The following is a 17,766-nucleotide window of genomic DNA, read 5'->3' on the forward strand; positions in this document are numbered from 1 at the left end:
TCCCCCTTTTATCCCGCTATTTGCGGGTATCCTGATTAAGGATTAGATTCACCTCTCCAAAATAATCCGCTGCTTCGTGATTTCCGCCAGCCTTCCGCGATCTACTTCATACTCAGCTTCAACGCTTTGCGGTACAATCACTTTCCCGCTCTCAAGCATCACTTCTGGCGAAATAATATCCCTCTTCCAATGTCGGCTAGAGGCAGATATATCACCTGGAATCGTAAAGTTTGGCAGTGAAGCAAGCGCAACATTTTGTGCACGTGAGATTCCCATCTCCACCATACCGCCGCACCAAACAGGTATGTTATGCTCCATACAATAATTATGGATTTGAACCGATTCTGTTAATCCACCCACTCGCCCTGGTTTAATATTAACGATGCGGCAACTGCCAAGCGTAATCGCAACACGTGCATCTTCTAGACTGTGGATACTTTCATCTAAACAAATCGGTGTTTCCATTTTCCTTTGCAACTGTGCATGATCAAGAAAATCATAATCCGCTAACGGTTGTTCAATCATCATCAATTGAAATTCATCTAATCGTTTCACCCTCTCTGTATCCGCTAATGTATACGCTGAATTTGCATCAGCCATTAACGGAATACTTGGGAACTCTTTACGAATTTCTTCCAATAACTCGTAATCATGCTCTGGCTTTATTTTCACTTTAAAACGCTCATATCCTTCTTCTGCATACTTCTCGATTTGTTTTAACATAATCGGAATTGTACTGATACCAATCACAACGCCTACTTCAATTTCAGTCCTAGTTCCGCCAAGTAATGTCGCTAATGACTTCTTTTGACGTTTTGCATATAAATCCCAAACAGCCCCTTCGATCCCCGCCTTTGCCATTCTGTTTCTCTTTATATGCTGGAACAAACCTGGCACTTCATTCGGATGAGAAATCTCCGCCTTTAATAAATCCGGTATTAAAAAATCTTGTATTACATGCAGCGCTGTCTTCACTGTTTCTTCCGTATACCACGGCTCAGAGAATGCAACGACTTCGCCAAATCCAATGTGCCCGTCTGTATCTTCTAATTCAATGACGATACTCTCACGCTTTTCGTAAGTCCCGTAGCTCGCAGTAAACGGGATTACGAGTGGCATTTCCGTTATATGAAGTGTCGCTTTTTTTATTTCCACTTACATCTCCTCCACTAATTGTCTTAACTCTCGTCTTAACAATTTTTTCGAAGCATTTCGTGGTAATTCCTCTAAGAAACACGCTTTCTTCGGCACTTTATATTTCGCTAATTTCTCCTCGCAAAAATGAAGGATTTCTTCTTCTGTTATTTCTCCACTTTTTACAACAAAGGCAGCGGGTACTTGTCCCCATTTATCGTCAGTCATACCGACAACACCGGCTTCCACCACCATCGGATGAGAAAGCAACACTTCTTCAATTTGAGCCGGGTATATATTTTCTCCGCCAGAAATAATTAAATCACTGCGGCGATCTAATACGTATAAAAATCCTTCTTCATCTAAATAACCGAGGTCGCCAGTGTGAAGCCATCCATTTTGAATTGTTTCGCGCGTCGCATCTTCACGGTTAAAGTAACCACCTGTTACGTTTGGTCCTTTTACTACAATTTCGCCTTCCGCAAACGGCGGTACTACTACGCCATCTTTTTCAATACGAAGTTGGCACTGAAATAGTGGTTTCCCGGCTGATCCTACTTTCGTTAACATGTAATCTGCGGATAACGTACAAATTTGCGACGACGTTTCTGTCATACCATACGTTTGATACACAGGAATTCCTTTTTCTACACATGTTTCTAGTAGGGGTTTCGGGGCTGGTCCTCCGCCAAGTAACATGCATCGTAAAGAAGATGGATATGTCTCTCCTCCAAGTCTCTCTAATAAATCAGTTAACATTTTAGAAACGACAGAAATGATTGTAACACCTCTCGTTTGAAGTGCTTTATGAATAAAATCAGCATCATATTTCGGAACGAGTAAAATGCGCATTCCGTACATAACATTTTTCATTAAAAGAGATAACCCACCAACGTGGAACATCGGCATACAAGCTAGCCAGCAATCATCATCTCGAAGCCCTAAATTAAGCGAAGAACCGACTGCGCTTGCCCAGTGATTGCCGTACGTTAAAATAACGCCTTTCGGCTTCCCTGTCGTCCCTGACGTATAAATAATTGTCATCGCTTCTTCTAAAGAGAATTCTTCTTGTATATAGGCTTCCGCCTTCGGTCCCTTCATCATTTCAGCAAATGAATAGACGGCAGCACCCTGAGCTTCAAAATCTTGATCCGTCACTAAGCACATAACTTCAGCATCATCCATTTGCCAAAGTAGCTCTTCTCTTGAAAGACGCGTATTTAAAAGTACAGCTACTGCACCTACATAAGATAGGGCGTGAATAACTGTAATCATCTCCATACCATTTTTCATCAGAACAGCCACCTTTTGCCCACGCTTCACTCCTACATGCGTGAGGTGTTCACAAACAGATACTACTTTTTCATGCAGCTGCATAAAAGTAACCTTTTCATCCTCTATTTCAATTGCAGTGCGATCTGGTGTTAAAAATGTACGTTGCATTAACCAATTTGGCATCGTCTCCATCACTCATTCTCCTTTCATGAAAGAAAGAGACTTGATATGACATCAAGTCTCTTAGTTGTTTTGTTTCCGGTTTGATCTTTTGGTCGCGACTCACATTGCGTGCGAGCCGCTTCCGCTTTTGATCACGGGAAACGAGGGAATTGACCGAAGTCCGGACTGCGTTTTTCTTTGAACGCGTCGCGACCTTCTTTTGCTTCGTCAGTTGTATAGTACAATAACGTTGCATCTCCAGCTAGTTGTTGAATACCAGCTAGACCGTCTGTGTCTGCGTTGAATGCAGCTTTTAGGAAACGAAGTGCCATTGGGCTGTTTGCTAAGATTTCTTGTGCCCATTGTACTGTTTCTGCTTCAAGCTCTTCTAATGGTACTACTGTGTTTACTAAGCCCATATCAAGCGCTTCTTGTGCGCTGTATTGACGGCATAGGTACCAAATTTCGCGAGCTTTCTTGTGGCCTACCATACGAGCTAAGTAACCAGCTCCGTATCCACCGTCAAAGCTTCCTACTTTAGGACCAGTTTGTCCGAATACAGCGTTGTCTGCAGCGATTGTTAAGTCACATACGATATGAAGTACGTGTCCACCACCGATTGCATAACCTGCTACCATTGCGATAACTGGTTTAGGAATTGCGCGAATTAGACGTTGTAAGTCTAATACGTTTAAACGAGGGATTTGGTCGTCACCTACATATCCACCATGACCGCGAACTTTTTGGTCGCCGCCAGAACAGAATGCACGTCCACCTTCACCTGTTAAAATGATAACGCCAACATTTGTATCATCACGAGCGTGTGCAAAAGCATTGATTAACTCCATTACCGTTTTAGGACGGAATGCGTTATGTACTTCAGGGCGGTTAATCGAAATCTTTGCGATACCATTGTATGTTGAATAAATAATATCTTCGTAATTGCCTTCTTTTACCCATTCAATAGCCATTACTATTACCTCCTTTTATATTTCTGATCTCCTCTATAAGTGCAACTTCCTTCTTGCTGAAAAAAGCATCACTGCATAGTTTTTAGAAATCCCTTTACTATTGTATCAAACTTTTCCGGTTGTTCCACATGAATTGCATGGCCAGCACCATCAATTTTGACAAATTTCGCATGAGGGATGCATTTTTCGATGTTTTTTAATATGCGAAAGAACTTTTCATCATACTCTCCGTTCAGTAGAAGAACAGGCATTTTTAAATTTTGCAATTCTTTCCACCATGAAGGCTGAGCCCCTGTTCCCATACCGCGAAGACTATTTGCAAGTCCTTTAGGATTGTTAGCAAGTCGTTCTTTTCGCACCGCTTCTTGTACGTTTTTTGCTAAACATTTTTGCGTTTCAAACAGAGGGATATTTTCCCACATTGTTACAAAGCTTTCGATGCCTTCTCGCTCAATTTTATCGGCAAGTCGCTCATCTTTTTCACGACGTTCTTCTCTATCCTCTTCACTTTCAAGCCCAGCTGTACAATTTTCTAATAAAAGAGAATGTACATACTCTGGATATAGACATGCCATCGTAATCGCCAGTCTACCGCCCATTGAATAGCCAAGTATGTGCGCTTTTTCAATATGAAGGTAATCTAGTAGTTCTTTCATTTGCAATGCTACATTTCGAATATCATAATGAGTCATATCTTCAGGACTTTCCGTTTTTCCGTGCCCAACAATGTCTACTAAAATGACTTGAAATTGCTCGCTCCAAGAAGGAATGAAGGAACGCCACGTTTCCATGCTTCCCGTAAAACCATGAAGAAGTAGAAGTGGTTCCCCGCTTCCGACTACTTCATATTCATACGATACACCTTGCAACGTTACGTTCATTTTGATTCACCTTGCAAAGATGTAGTGATAACGTCCATTGTTTTCGCCCATAATTCACGATGTAATTTCAAGTTTTCTTCGCGATTCGTACAAATTTCCACAACGTGTAATCCTTTCGCTGTCGTTCCAGTTTGTACTTCTTCTCGGAAGTCTTCCCATCCATTTACACGGCTAAATGAACCACCATACATTTTGACAACATGCTCATAATCAAGTCCAATTGGTGTTCCAAATAAGGATTCGAAATGTTCCTTTTTCTCATATTGTGGTAAGAATGAGAAAATACCTCCGCCATCATTATTTACAACAACAATCGTTATATTTAACTCATGTAACTTTGCGGCCAATAATCCGTTTAAATCGTGATAAAATGATAAGTCACCAATCACTAATACGAGCGGATCACAAATAATACTCGCTCCTAAAGCTGTTGAAATGATTCCATCAATACCATTTACACCACGGTTTGCCATCACTTGAATATTTTTATCCGATGTGAAGAAAAATGAATCTGTATCGCGAATTGGCATACTATTACTTGCAAATAACGTTGCGCCTTCTGGTAATACACGAACAATATCCGTAATGACTTTTCCTTCAAATGCAGTTTCATATGTTTCCATTTCACGAAGCGCTTCCTTCGTTTTCTCGTTTATATGTTTCCACATTCCGAACCAATCATTCGTTTTCATAACTGGCATTTTCTCTATTAATGTCCTGCAAAAATCAACATCACTTGCTTGTACAACCTCTGTCGCAACAAGAGCTGGATCTCTCCATTGTCCGGATTCATCAACAACGATATGAACTGCTTTCGTTTGTTTTTTAATGAACTGCGTTAATGCTTTAGAAACAGGCATTCCACCAAAGCGAATTAAAACGTCCGGTTTCCACGTTTCCTTTAACAGTTCATTTCGCAAAAATGTATCGTAACAGTCGATTACCATCGTTTTATCGTGATGTCCACTGCGAATATTAGAAAGTGGATCTGCTAAAATTGGATACCCTGTTTTCTCAGCTACTTTCATAACAACTTTTGCGATTTCTGGATGACTGTCGTCTCCACAAATAATAAGCCCCTTTTCCATATGTGAAAGGCGCCCTACAAGAGAATCTACATATTCACTCGGCATCGTCACGTTCCCTTGCTGAACTACTCCTGTATATTCACCACGCCCTTTATCCCATAAACTTTCTAATGAGAAATCCGGTATAAGCGGCTCGCGAACTGGAAAATTAAGATGAACAGGTCCTTGCGGCGCTAAACAGGCACTTGCTATCACACGCTGCGTCGTCATGCGAGCGTAATGATACATTGCTTCACTCGCTTCTGGAAGTGCCATCTCTGTAAATTGCTTCACAAAAGTACCGTATAAATTAAACTGATTCATCGCCTGTGGTGCACCCACATCTCTTAATTCATGCGGTCTATCTGCCGTTAACACGATAAGCGGCACTCGTGAATGAAAAGCTTCACATACAGCTGGATAATAGTTCGCTGCTGCCGTTCCTGACGTACATAATAGTGCAACAGGACGTTTTTTTGCTTTTGCAATACCAAGCGCAAAAAATCCTGCTGATCTTTCGTCTACATGTAAATATGTTTTCATTCCTTCATGTTGTTCCATTAGTAAGGCAATCGGCGTTGACCGTGAGCCAGGACTAATGACAACATCACATACATTTAGACGCGTCAGTTCATCCACGAACGCGCCTAAATAATATGATAACGCTTCTATATGATTGTTCATTTCATTAATTCCTCCAAGGCACCAAGCATCGGTCTAAACTTCAAACTTGTTTCTTCATATTCAAGCTGGGCTACTGAATCAATTACGATACCGCAGCCGGCAAATAAGGATGCTTTCTCGCCATTTAATAATCCGCAGCGAAGTGCAACCGCAAATTCACCATTTCCTTCATCATCTATAAAGCCAATTGGTGCACCATACAATCCTCTATCTAAAAGCTCTACCTCACGGATTAATTTCAATGCCTCATGACGAGGTGTACCACCAAGAGCTGGCGTTGGATGCAATTCTTCTACCATCGCTAAAAGACTTGTATCACCTTTCGCTTCTACTGGTGTATATAAATGGATTAAGTTTTTCGTCGTTAATAAGCCTGGGCTCTCTGGAATATTAACAGATTCACAATGCCCACTTAGCACACCTCGAATCATATTAACTACATAACCGTGTTCAGCCAAATTCTTTTCATCATGAAGAAGCGTCTCACCATTTTGTTTACTTTCTTCTATAGAATTACCATGACCAATTGAGCCCGCAAGGCACATCGATGTAAACTTCTCGCCTTCTTTTCGAATCAATCGCTCAGGTGTCGCCCCTAAGAAGCATGCTCCTTTATAATCAAAAGAAAATACGTAACAATCCGGTTGCCCAATGCGAAGCGCTTCTAAAACAAGAGCGGAATCAATATGCTGATCCATCGTCAATTTTAGCTCCCTTGCTAATACAACCTTCTGCACGTTCCCTTGCTTCATTTCATCCTGCACTTTTCCAATCGCATTCATCCAGCCCTTCGGATCAACTTCAACTTTCGAAGTAGTTGTTAGTTTGTCTCCTTCTAGTGCACATTTACTTTCTTGTAAAATTCTCTCTTCTAAAGAAATAATTTCGTTAGAAAGAGTTTCTGCGCAATCTTCAGCTGAAACGAACTTATTAATGGTTAACCACGCTTTTTCATTTTTTACAGTTAATAAAAATGCTGGTAGTGAAAATGTGGTATCATCAAATTCTTTCCAAAGATCTGTTTTTTCTTTTTCTTGGTCAAATGAAAATCCACCAAATAAAAGAGGACCTGTTCCAAATTCATATCCTTCTCTTTGCACAAATGCTTTCTCTTTTACTTTATCCCACTCGTCACGAGCAGTTTGAAAGCGTTTGTGAGAAGAATTTACTATAGTGAAAACAGAGCCAATTCCAGCAAATATTACATGCTGAGCTGGGTCTGCAAAATAACATCTATTTTCGAATGCAATCCTTTTTCCTGCTGCATAAAACAGAAGTGGATCCACCCAATCTATTTGTTTTACAAAACTAACTAATATTTTTTCATCAGTCGCACGCTTAATGGCTGCAACAAAAACTTCTTGTAAGCCTTTTTGTTTCGTTTGAATCACAATTGTCTCCCCCCTATGGGCGAAAAATAGTCATAATTACGCTTGATTTTAAGATACACCTCAAACGAAAGGCCTGTCAACGTTTAGCATTTCTGAGAAATTCACCTTCTCTTCCTAGAAAATAAACGTTGACACTAAATGATGCTTTTTCTACACTTAATTGTGTACAATATGTGACCTAAGGAGGATTCAACATGGAAATGAACGTCGAAACGAATTCCTCTCCTACGGCGCCAAAGCCAAGTAAACAAACAGGCTGGCGCATTTGGTGGAGTTTATTACGTCCCCATACATTAACAGCAGCTTTCGTTCCTGTTTTCATCGGAACAGCGTATGCGATGCAGGTCGGAGGTATAAATCAAATACATCTCCCTCTTTTCCTTATAATGCTTCTTGCTTGTCTTCTCATTCAAGCAGCAACGAACATGTTTAATGAATACTTTGATTATAAAAGAGGGCTCGATCACGAAGGTTCAGTTGGCATCGGCGGCGCTATCGTTCGCGATGGCATTCAGCCAAAAACAGTGCTTAACTTAGCATTTGGATTTTTCGGCATCGCAATACTATTAGGTGTTTATATTTGTATGAATTCTAGCTGGTGGCTTGCTGCAATCGGTCTTGTTTGTATGGCCGTTGCTTATCTTTATACAGGTGGCCCACTTCCAATTGCATATACACCATTTGGAGAGTTAACAGCCGGATTATTTATGGGTGTCATTATTATTGGGATTTCATTCTTTATTCAAACTGGAACTGTAACATCAGAAGTCATTTTACTATCTATTCCAAGCTCCATTTTAATTGGTGCGATCTTACTAGCTAATAACATTCGTGACTTGGATGGCGATAAAGAAAACGGGCGTAAAACGTTAGCAATTCTCGTTGGACGCGAAAGAGCCGTTGGTGTACTTGCCTCTATGTTCATCGTATCCTACATTTGGACAATCGCATTAATCATCGTTAACATCGTATCACCATGGATGCTTATCGTATTCTTAAGTGCACCGAAAGCATTTAAAGCGACGAAAGGCTTTATCGGCAAAAGCATTCCAATGGAAATGGTACCTGCGATGATTTCAACAGCAAAAACAAATACAATTTTCGGTTTCCTAATGGGAATCGGATTATTGCTTGGATACTTCCTATAAAGTGAAACTTTAATCAGTGGGGGTTTTGTTCATCCCCACTGATTATTAGCCCTTCACCAATCGGGCGTTTACGGGCAGCAGGGCTCCCACCTAACTTCTTTGCTCCAGCCAAATTTTAAGGTGGGAGTTTTACTGCCCAGCAAATAGCTGGATAGAAAGGAGCTGCTTACGCAGCTCCTTTTTTTATATACCAACTTCTAAGCTGAAATTCATCTCATAATTCCCACCTCCAACGCTCATACTATGTAAAGAAACTGAATTGTAGGAAGGTGGACGACTATGTTAACTCCACAACAAATAAATCAATTTAAATCTATTTTAGAAAAACAACAGCAAGAAGTTGAACAAACAATACAAACTCATGAGAATACAGATCGTGCTTCTGAACGTGATTCAGTAGGAGAATTGTCTAGCTATGACAACCATCCAGGTGATATGGCTACAGAATTGTACGAACGTGAGAAAGATTTCGGTCTCATCGAATTTTGGCATAAACAACTAGAAGATACGAAACATGCCCTACAAAAAATTGAGGCTGGTACGTACGGTATTTGCGAAGTGTCTGGTGAGGAAATTCCGTTCGAAAGATTAGAAGCAATGCCGACTGCTACAACGTGTATACAGCACACTACAAATAAATTGGATATGAACACCCGACCAGTTGAAGAAGAGGTGTTGGCTCCTTCGTTTCATAAGCACGACGAAGATCATTCTGTAGAGTACGATGCTGAAGATGCATGGCAAGACGTCGCAAATTACGGAACGTCTGAAACTCCATCTGATTTAGAAAGACAAGATTCAAAAAACTATAATGGCATGTACGTAAATAGTGAAGAGAATGTAGGCTTCGTTGAGGATTTTGAAAACTTTATTGGTACGGATATGTATGGCAAAAACCCACAAGTTTTCGCTACAGAGGAACATGAAGAATATGAGCAAATGCTTGATGACTTTGAAGAACGTACTTTTAAAGGTGAATTATCTTCAAATGAATCTAGCTCCAAAGAATAAAAAAAGCATTCCGAAATTCGGAATGCTTTTTATCGTTAGCTAATTAGTTTTTTGTAACGTTAGCTGCTTGTGGTCCGCGGTTGCCTTCAACGATTTCGAAAGAAACTTCTTGACCTTCTTCTAAAGTTTTGAATCCGTCGCCTTGAATAGCTGAGAAATGTACGAATACGTCTTCTCCGCCTTCAACTTCGATGAAACCGAAACCTTTTTCGCCGTTAAACCATTTAACTTTACCTGTTTGCATGTCATGTACCTCCTAAATAAAAATGAAACTATGAATCCACATGAAAAGGTGGATATAAAGGACATGAATGTATAACAAGCTTACAGCCTTTAATTCAACGTGCTTTATTTCCGTACCACATTATGTAGCTCAATAGTGACTTCACTATATCACGCTCAATCCAAAACGTCAAATGAGAACACTTTCACTCCAGCGTTTTTTATAATCCTAGTATAACCATAAATTCCTATTCTATTTTACTTTTATTTGAAAATTAACAAAACTGTAGTTTTCTAATCTCTTTAAATTCTGTACAATATGATTATCTATTACATTGAGGTGAAGAAAATGAAGGCACATGAAATCGAATATAAATTATATGGCGATGATATGCAGTTCGTTGAAATTGAATTGGACCCAGAAGAAAGCGTTATCGCTGAAGCTGGCGCAATGATGATGATGGAAGATCATATTGAAATGGAAACAATCTTCGGCGATGCTTCAGGACCATCTGGCGGCTTATTTGGAAAATTAATGGGCGCTGGTAAACGTCTCGTTACAGGTGAAAGCATGTTTATGACTGTATTTACAAATACAGGTCATGGCAAACGCCACGTATCATTCGCCGCTCCGTATCCAGGAAAAATTATTCCTGTTGATTTAACAGAGTATCAAGGAAAAGTCGTTTGTCAAAAAGACGCATTTCTTTGTGCCGCAAAAGGTGTTTCTATCGGAATCGAGTTTACAAAGAAAATTGGAACTGGTTTCTTCGGTGGTGAAGGTTTCATCATGCAGAAACTTGAAGGTGACGGACTTGCTTTCATGCACGCAGGTGGAACTGTATATAAACGTGAATTGAAACCTGGTGAAAAACTTCGCATTGATACAGGTTGTCTCGTTGCAATGACAAAAGACGTTAACTATGATGTTGAATTCGTTGGAAAAGTAAAAACAGCCCTATTTGGCGGCGAAGGTTTATTCTTTGCAACGTTAGAAGGTCCTGGAACTGTTTGGATTCAGTCTTTAACACTTAGTCGCTTAGCAGCGCGCCTTACAAGTCCAGCAGCTCAAAGCAGCGGTGAAGGCAGCGTTTTAGGCGGACTTGGTCGCCTTTTAGATGGGAAAGAATAAATAGTGTCCTTCTGGGGCCATAGCCATCAACTTAAGAGAATGAATAAAATTAAAACACTCTTTCATACTACATGAAAGGGTGTTTTAATTTTCGCCTACAAACAACAACAAGTTGGTTGAGAAGTTACACATACTAGGTGAAGAATTCCGAAATGAATTTTCCGAATCATCAGTCCATGATGTTAGATAATATCTCCAGACATAATGCTGTCCTCGTTTTTTCTCCATTTTGGTTCACCCCGCATTATTTAGATAAAATCTGCCTTAAGCCTACGGGGCAGGTTAGTTTAATAAGGTAATATTTGGATTACAATAGATATAAGTAAAAAATTAATAAGGTTTACTTCAGTAAAATAAGGTATATTATATTGGTTGAATAGATTCTCTTTAAAGACAAGAAAAGTAGGTGAACAAAGTGGGAAAATATCAATTGGATTACAAAAGTCAGGTAGCTGTGGCAAAGTTTCATGAAAAACAGACGCCTGCCAAATTTGATAAAAAGCAGCAACTTGAAAAATTGCGTGCGGAATATTTGAAAAAGAAGCAAAAACAAACTGATAAATAACATGTTACGTTTTCCCTAATTTTCTGTATATGGTGCAAACAAATACAAGAAAATAGGTAAGTTATTCATCGTTCAAATATATACAGGCTATTTTTCAAACCTCTTATTTAATGAACTAACGCATGCGTTAGTTCATTAAATATAAATAAAAAAGTCGATTCCTTGAGATTGAAATCGATTTTTTATTTAGGTGGACTATACAAACCATTTTTAACCATATAACATTCCATCGCTTCATTAAGCCATAACTCTTCTTCCTCTGTATAAGGAGAGGGCATCACATTATTATATTGTTCTTCTACATTCTCTAATTTACCTAGAGAATACATTGTCTCTTCGCCGACATACTTAAGAGTCGCTTTCATATGTTCATCAACCAATTTTTGCACTTCTGAATCCTCAATTTGTCTTCCAAATAACCTTTTCACTTCTTTTGCTAAACGAACAAACTCTTTATCAAGTGCTATGCCCTCTTCTTCCGGCTTATTATATAATCCATCAGCCACTTCTTTTGATACATATTCTTCAAGCCATAAACGTTGTTCGTTTTCTTTTTGGATACTATTAATTAAGCTCATTAATATGTTACTATCTACCTCTTCATCTTCCTTAAGGCATACCATTGTTCGTTCAATCGCCTTTATCGAAACTTCAAGTTGTTTTTTCTTTTCTTCAAAAGCTACCCTTTGATTTTGTAATGTTTCTTTTAAGCTTATATTCAAACTTTTCACATTGAGCATGCCACGAATTTCTTCTAAACTATATCCTAATACTTTAAGACTCACTATTTTTTGGAGCGCTAATATATCTTTATCTTTATATACACGGTGTCCTGAACTTATATTTTTTTCAGGTTTAAGCAATCCAATTTCATCGTAATATTGTAGTGTCCGTATTGATGTGCCTGTTCTCTTTGAAAACTCACCAATTGAATAGCCTTCCTTTTTGCTCATCCTACACTCCTCCTAACAATATGTTTACAAAAATCATACTCCCTCACGTAACTGTAGGTTCAAGCCTTTTTTCAAAAAGAATGAATCAAGTTCCTCACTGCATATATTGAACTATACCTTTTCTTAAGGAGGGCTTTCTTGATGCGTACTCCTTTATCCTTTGATAAAGATACTGCCATATTATTAGCATCTTGCTGCGATCTAACGTATGAACAATATAAACAAAATGGGATTTTTGAAATACCTGATGGATTCCAATATGTACAAGGCTTTCAAGGGACAGCGATTCAAACGATGGAATGGTTTGGGTTCATATTAGAATCTGAAGATACGATTATTGTAGCTTTTAGGGGTACACAAACAGATACAGACTGGATTATCGATTCACTCGTCAACCAAAGACCATACCCATATGCTTTAAATAGTGGAAATGTCCATAACGGCTTCCTTTCTATTTATGAATCTTGCCGAGATTCTATTATGGATATGCTCGTATCATTGCCAGCCCATAAGAAACTTCTTGCAACAGGTCATAGCTTAGGAGGGGCACTCGCTACATTACACATACTAGATGCACGTATAAATACTGCCTTCTCACAGTACGGTCTTTATACATTTGCCTCTCCAAAAGTTGGAGATATCGCCTTTCGAAATTATTATAAACTGCAAGTAGCTAGTAGCTTTCGTTTCGTCAACTTATTCGATGTCGTTCCACTTCTCCCTCCCCGAAACATAAATTTTAATGATCGTGATTGGGAATATGCACACGTTCATCACAACATGACATTTACGAAAAATACAAAATCCATTATAAATAATCATTCCATTACAACATACAAAACATGTCTGACTTCTCATTTTTAACCAGTAAACAATTGGAAATTGAATATTTATATACTATAATAAATCTATGAAATGACTTTCGGATGAGGGGACCTTACATGCTAAAATTTTTCTTTGCACTTTTTCTTATAATAATTTTTTCGTTTACAGGTTTCTTTACATTTTCATACTTTGCGACAGGGGAATATGGTGGAACAGGTATAATATATACCACTATCCCATTTCTTTCTTAAGCAAAATAAGTAAAACGAGCTTAATCTCATTAAGCTCGTTTTATTTTTCTAAGCAATCGTATTCCTGATTTAAAGGTGAATAAATAAAAGCCCCTTCAAAAGGGGCTTTTATCTAAAACAGTTTAACAGTATTACCAATTCCCCAAATTTCATTACTGTACTGCAAAATTGTTCGATCACTCGCAAAATGCCCAGATTGTGCAATGTTCAAAATCGACATTTCCAGCCATTTCTGCCTATTTTCATAGGCCCTTCCGACAGCTTCTTGTCTTTCAGCATATGGGCTAAAATCCCGAAGAACGAAGTATTCATCGTTTTGAATAACGAGAGAATCATAAATCGCTTCAAATTCAGCTCCCGACTGTGCAAAGAAACCATTCGTTAACTGATCTACTACTTTTTTAATATGCATATTATGGTGATAATAATCACTTGCACGATATCCACCATTTTGATAGTAATGAAGAACCTCATCTGCCGTTAAGCCAAAAATGAAGCAGGCATCATCACCGACCCTGTCTTTTATTTCAATATTAGCCCCATCTAACGTTCCGAGTGTGATTGCACCATTCATCATGAATTTCATGTTACCTGTTCCCGATGCTTCTTTACTCGCAGTTGAAATTTGTTCACTTACATCTGCCGCCGGGAATATATCTTCAGCTAAAGAAACTCGGTAGTTTTCTAGAAAGATAACTTTCATAAACTGACTTACGTACGGATCATTATTTACTTTTCTTGCAAGCTCATTTATTAATTTAATAATTTTCTTCGCATAATAATAGCCAGGTGATGCTTTCGCTCCAAAAATAAAAGTACGCGGGTAAAATGAAAAACTAGTATCCTCTTTTAAACGGTTATACAAGTATAAAATATGAAGAACATTTAATAATTGTCGTTTATAGGCATGTAGTCTTTTCACTTGCACATCAAAAATAGAATTTGGATCAATCGTGATCCCCATTTTATTATGAATGCGCTCCGCTAAAATAATCTTACGCTCTTGTTTTACCCCTGCAAGCATTTCTTGGAAACTAACATCGTGTTGAAATGTTTGCAGAGCTTGAAGCTTAATCGGTTCTTTCTTCCACTCTGTTCCAATCGCTTCCGAAATAAGATTCGTCAGCTGCGGATTCGCCTTCATTAGCCAGCGCCTATGAGCAATTCCATTCGTTTTATTATTAAACTTATCTGGATAAAATTCATAGAACAATCTCATTTCACGCTGCTTTAAAATTTCTGTGTGGATTTTCGCTACACCATTAACGCTATGGCTACCGACAATCGCTAAATGAGCCATTTTCACAAGGTCATGCGCAATAATGGCCATGTCCTCAATACGCTTCCAATCGTACGTATAACGGTCCCAAAGCTCATGACAGAAACGTTCATTAATTTCTTCAATAATCATATAAATTCTCGGTAATAACGGTTTAAAAATGTGAATTGGCCATTTCTCAAGCGCTTCTGATAACGTCGTATGATTCGTATAGGAAATCGTCTGCGTTGTTATGTGCCAAGCTTCTTCCCATGTCAATTTTTCTTCGTCTAATAAAATACGCATAAGTTCTGGAATTGCTAGAACCGGATGTGTATCGTTTATATGAATCGCGATTTTTTCATGTAACTGACGAAGACTACCGTGTCTCTCCCTGTGCATACGAACGATATTTTGCAAACTTGCTGATACGAGGAAATATTGTTGTTTCAAACGAAGTATTTTCCCCTCATCATGCGTATCATCTGGATATAAAAACTCCGATACAGCCTCTGTTTCACGCTTATATTTCAAAATATCTTTACAATTTTGCGGGAATGGAACTGGCTCCGCATTCCAAAGTCTGAGCGTGTTTACAGTACTTGTTTCATACCCTATAACTGGTACATCGTATGGTACTGCCATAATAACTTCTGCATTTGTATGCCTGAACTCTAAACGCCCATCAATTTCTAGCGGTTCAACGCTTCCGAAATAACTTACTTCTACAGCTTGATCATACCTTCTTACTTCCCAAACATTTTCATGAAGAAGCCACTGTTCTGGAAATTCTACTTGATAGCCATCAACAATTTTTTGATCAAACAGGCCATGCTTATAACGAATACCACAGCCATGTCCTGGTAAGTTTAAAGAAGCAAGCGAGTCGAGGAAACAGGCTGCTAATCGTCCAAGCCCACCATTTCCAAGTCCTGCATCTGCTTCAACTTCTTCTAACTCGTGCAAAGAAATTCCAAGTTCAGAAAGCCCCTTTTCACATACATCCCTGATACCTAAGTTTAATATGTTGCTTCCAAGCAAACGCCCGAGTAAAAATTCAATGGATAAGTAATACATTTGCTTTTGGTCTCCAGACCGATAACTTTCATTCGTTGCAATCCATTGACTATTCATATACTCACGTACCATATGACCAAGCGTATTATACTGATCACGAGTTGTAGAATCTTTGAAACTTTTCCCATACATCGTTTCTAATTTTTCTAGAAAAGCGGATTTGAAACTTTCAACATGAGTAAACATTTATTCACCACCTCAATGTTATTCCATGAGACCTTTATACAATTTCTTGTACGCAAGAGCCGATTTCCCCCAGCTATAATCTTCAGTCATCGCTTGCTTTACAAGCCTATCCCATACCGGTTTATCTTGATAAAACTCAATTGCACGAAGAACTGTATGTAACATGTCATGTGCATTAAAGTTCGTAAAGCTAAAGCCATTTCCAATTCCAGTTTCTTCATCGTAAGAATGTACAGTATCATTTAATCCGCCTGTTTCTCTTACAATTGGAATCGTACCATATGCTAGTGCAATAAGTTGTCCAAGGCCACACGGTTCAAACAGCGATGGCATTAAAAACAAATCGCTTCCCGCATATACTTGATGCGCTAACTCTTCATTAAATCCGATATATACTTTTACCTTTTCTGGATACTCGTATGCCATCCATTCAAAGAACTGCTCGTATTCAGAATCGCCTGATCCCAAAATAATACATTGTACATCTTCTTCCATTATTTCACGGAATACAGTACGTACTAGATCAAGCCCCTTTTGCTTCGTTAATCGTGTTACCATCGAAATAACTGGCGTATCTTCTTTTTCTGGCAAACCAAAATAACGCTGCAATGCACGTTTATTTTCATTCTTTCCATCTAATGACTCTGCACTATACTGAGCAGTAATATACGAATCTGTTTCTGGATTATATACGCTCGTATCAATTCCATTTACAATGCCACTAAGCTTATTGTTATTCTTTCGTAACAATCCATCTAACTTCTCACCGAAAAACTCATATTGAATCTCTTCTTTATATGTCGGGCTAACCGCTGTAATTTGGTCAGATGCGATAATACCGCCTTTCATAAAGTTCACGTTTCCATAAAACTCAAGCTGTTCACTATGAAAATATTCATGACCAAGCTCCAGTAAGTCGTACATCACTTCAGGAGGAAATACACCTTGGAACTGCAAGTTATGAATCGTATATACTGTTTTAATATGCTCATATAACGGGTTATCTTGATACTTTTCACGAAGCAAGAAATTAACCATAGCTGTGTGCCAATCATGGCTATGAAGAACATCTACTTCGAAATCAAGATGCGGAATACACTCTAAAACTGCTTTTGAAAAATAAGAAAAACGCTCCCCATCATCATAATGACCATATAGAGAATCTCTCTTAAAATAATATTCATTATCTATTAAGTAATACGTAATCCCATCCTGCTCACCTTTTAAAATCCCGCAATATTGGTTTCTCCATCCAAGAGGAACGTTAATTACTTTATGAAGCGTACATCCTTCTCTTAGCTCTTTCGGGATAAGACTGTAGTTCGGAAGTATAATGCGAACATTCACTCCTAATTTTTTTAATTCTTTTGGGAGCGCTCCTGCTACATCAGCTAGACCTCCGGATTTAATAAACGGTACACATTCTGATACTGCAAATAAAATATTCACCTGTTGTTCCACTGCACGAAAAGCGTATACATCACAAATCGCTCTTCTTACAGCTTCCTCCCTTCGAGTTTTCATGTAGAGTAAAACCATAATTAGTGGGGGTTTTCTAAATCCCCCACTAATT

At 38.7% G+C, this 17,766-nt stretch carries 15 protein-coding genes; 5 read left to right on the forward strand and 10 right to left on the reverse strand.

Translation table 11 applies throughout. The features are described from left to right. Positions 1 to 48: 48 nt before the first annotated feature. From menC to BAU23_RS01335, 6 genes are all read right to left on the reverse strand, one after another. The gene (gene menC / locus BAU23_RS01310) at positions 49 to 1,155 is read right to left on the reverse strand and encodes an o-succinylbenzoate synthase (protein ID WP_071733413.1); all 1,107 of its coding nucleotides are present in this window, start codon (positions 1,153 to 1,155) and stop codon (positions 49 to 51) included. Further along, positions 1,156 to 2,601 (reverse strand): o-succinylbenzoate--CoA ligase, encoded by a 1,446-nt coding sequence (locus BAU23_RS01315; RefSeq protein WP_000449595.1) that lies wholly within the window; start codon positions 2,599 to 2,601, stop codon positions 1,156 to 1,158. It abuts the gene before it with no gap. Between the two features lie 122 nt (positions 2,602 to 2,723). Further along, on the reverse strand, positions 2,724 to 3,542 hold the full coding sequence (gene menB, locus BAU23_RS01320; protein ID WP_071733416.1) for a 1,4-dihydroxy-2-naphthoyl-CoA synthase: 819 nt from the start codon (positions 3,540 to 3,542) through the stop codon (positions 2,724 to 2,726). A 68-nt stretch (positions 3,543 to 3,610) separates the two neighbouring features. Further along, the gene (gene menH / locus BAU23_RS01325; RefSeq protein ID WP_071733418.1) at positions 3,611 to 4,423 is read right to left on the reverse strand and encodes a 2-succinyl-6-hydroxy-2,4-cyclohexadiene-1-carboxylate synthase; all 813 of its coding nucleotides are present in this window, start codon (positions 4,421 to 4,423) and stop codon (positions 3,611 to 3,613) included. Then, entirely contained in the window at positions 4,420 to 6,174 is a 1,755-nt protein-coding gene (gene menD / locus BAU23_RS01330; RefSeq protein ID WP_001059207.1) for a 2-succinyl-5-enolpyruvyl-6-hydroxy-3-cyclohexene-1-carboxylic-acid synthase, read from the reverse strand. The genes menH and menD overlap by 4 nt, the downstream gene beginning before the upstream one ends. Then, the gene (locus tag BAU23_RS01335; protein ID WP_000616733.1) at positions 6,171 to 7,565 is read right to left on the reverse strand and encodes an isochorismate synthase; all 1,395 of its coding nucleotides are present in this window, start codon (positions 7,563 to 7,565) and stop codon (positions 6,171 to 6,173) included. Before BAU23_RS01335 ends, menD begins: the two co-directional genes overlap by 4 nt. A gap of 194 nt (positions 7,566 to 7,759) precedes the next feature. Between BAU23_RS01335 and BAU23_RS01340 the strand changes: the two genes are divergently transcribed. Together BAU23_RS01340 and BAU23_RS01345 are read left to right on the forward strand one after the other, a co-directional pair. Beyond that, the gene (locus BAU23_RS01340) at positions 7,760 to 8,713 is read left to right on the forward strand and encodes a 1,4-dihydroxy-2-naphthoate polyprenyltransferase (RefSeq protein ID WP_000425742.1); all 954 of its coding nucleotides are present in this window, start codon (positions 7,760 to 7,762) and stop codon (positions 8,711 to 8,713) included. A gap of 279 nt (positions 8,714 to 8,992) precedes the next feature. Further along, positions 8,993 to 9,724, forward strand: a complete 732-nt coding sequence (locus BAU23_RS01345) for a yteA family sporulation protein (RefSeq protein ID WP_000957359.1) — start codon at positions 8,993 to 8,995, stop codon at positions 9,722 to 9,724. Positions 9,725 to 9,767: 43 nt separating this feature from the next. Here BAU23_RS01345 and cspD read toward each other — a convergent pair whose 3' ends face one another. Further along, positions 9,768 to 9,968 (reverse strand): cold-shock protein CspD, encoded by a 201-nt coding sequence (cspD, locus tag BAU23_RS01350; protein ID WP_001193052.1) that lies wholly within the window; start codon positions 9,966 to 9,968, stop codon positions 9,768 to 9,770. A gap of 327 nt (positions 9,969 to 10,295) precedes the next feature. Here cspD and BAU23_RS01355 point away from each other — a divergent pair, with 327 nt between their 5' ends. Both BAU23_RS01355 and BAU23_RS30085 read left to right on the forward strand, forming a co-directional pair. Next, the gene (locus BAU23_RS01355; protein WP_000643602.1) at positions 10,296 to 11,078 is read left to right on the forward strand and encodes a TIGR00266 family protein; all 783 of its coding nucleotides are present in this window, start codon (positions 10,296 to 10,298) and stop codon (positions 11,076 to 11,078) included. A 415-nt stretch (positions 11,079 to 11,493) separates the two neighbouring features. Further along, on the forward strand, positions 11,494 to 11,643 hold the full coding sequence (locus BAU23_RS30085; RefSeq protein ID WP_000521653.1) for a hypothetical protein: 150 nt from the start codon (positions 11,494 to 11,496) through the stop codon (positions 11,641 to 11,643). A 182-nt stretch (positions 11,644 to 11,825) separates the two neighbouring features. Here the strand turns inward: BAU23_RS30085 and BAU23_RS01365 are convergent, their stop codons facing one another. Next, positions 11,826 to 12,596 carry a MerR family transcriptional regulator gene (locus BAU23_RS01365; RefSeq protein ID WP_000037228.1) on the reverse strand — a complete coding sequence of 257 codons (771 nt, stop codon included), beginning with the start codon at positions 12,594 to 12,596 and terminating at the stop codon, positions 11,826 to 11,828. A 141-nt stretch (positions 12,597 to 12,737) separates the two neighbouring features. Between BAU23_RS01365 and BAU23_RS01370 the strand changes: the two genes are divergently transcribed. Then, complete coding sequence (locus BAU23_RS01370) at positions 12,738 to 13,460, forward strand: lipase family protein (RefSeq protein WP_071733420.1); 723 nt, start codon at positions 12,738 to 12,740, stop codon at positions 13,458 to 13,460. A 324-nt stretch (positions 13,461 to 13,784) separates the two neighbouring features. On the opposite strand, the gene glgP is transcribed toward BAU23_RS01370, so the two are convergent. Further along, positions 13,785 to 16,193, reverse strand: coding sequence for a glycogen phosphorylase (gene glgP, locus BAU23_RS01375; protein WP_000494066.1), 2,409 nt, complete (start codon positions 16,191 to 16,193; stop codon positions 13,785 to 13,787). 18 nt (positions 16,194 to 16,211) lie between these two features. Further along, the gene (gene glgA, locus BAU23_RS01380) at positions 16,212 to 17,642 is read right to left on the reverse strand and encodes a glycogen synthase GlgA (RefSeq protein ID WP_071733426.1); all 1,431 of its coding nucleotides are present in this window, start codon (positions 17,640 to 17,642) and stop codon (positions 16,212 to 16,214) included. Positions 17,643 to 17,766: the final 124 nt, after the last annotated feature.

The sequence above is a fragment of the Bacillus nitratireducens genome (assembly GCF_001884135.1).
GTDB classification, from domain to species: domain Bacteria; phylum Bacillota; class Bacilli; order Bacillales; family Bacillaceae_G; genus Bacillus_A; species Bacillus_A nitratireducens.

Excerpts from the sequence above, each read along its gene's own strand:
- menD (WP_001059207.1), bottom strand. The coding sequence starts at position 6,174 with ATGAACAATCATATAGAAGCGTTATCATATTATTTAGGCGCGTTCGTG.
- BAU23_RS01345 (WP_000957359.1), top strand. The coding sequence starts at position 8,993 with ATGTTAACTCCACAACAAATAAATCAATTTAAATCTATTTTAGAAAAA.
- BAU23_RS01340 (WP_000425742.1), top strand. The coding sequence starts at position 7,760 with ATGGAAATGAACGTCGAAACGAATTCCTCTCCTACGGCGCCAAAGCCA.
- menH (WP_071733418.1), bottom strand. The coding sequence starts at position 4,423 with ATGAACGTAACGTTGCAAGGTGTATCGTATGAATATGAAGTAGTCGGA.
- BAU23_RS01355 (WP_000643602.1), top strand. The coding sequence starts at position 10,296 with ATGAAGGCACATGAAATCGAATATAAATTATATGGCGATGATATGCAG.
- glgP (WP_000494066.1), bottom strand. The coding sequence starts at position 16,193 with ATGTTTACTCATGTTGAAAGTTTCAAATCCGCTTTTCTAGAAAAATTA.
- BAU23_RS01370 (WP_071733420.1), top strand. The coding sequence starts at position 12,738 with ATGCGTACTCCTTTATCCTTTGATAAAGATACTGCCATATTATTAGCA.
- BAU23_RS01365 (WP_000037228.1), bottom strand. The coding sequence starts at position 12,596 with ATGAGCAAAAAGGAAGGCTATTCAATTGGTGAGTTTTCAAAGAGAACA.
- cspD (WP_001193052.1), bottom strand. The coding sequence starts at position 9,968 with ATGCAAACAGGTAAAGTTAAATGGTTTAACGGCGAAAAAGGTTTCGGT.
- BAU23_RS01315 (WP_000449595.1), bottom strand. The coding sequence starts at position 2,601 with ATGGAGACGATGCCAAATTGGTTAATGCAACGTACATTTTTAACACCA.
- menB (WP_071733416.1), bottom strand. The coding sequence starts at position 3,542 with ATGGCTATTGAATGGGTAAAAGAAGGCAATTACGAAGATATTATTTAT.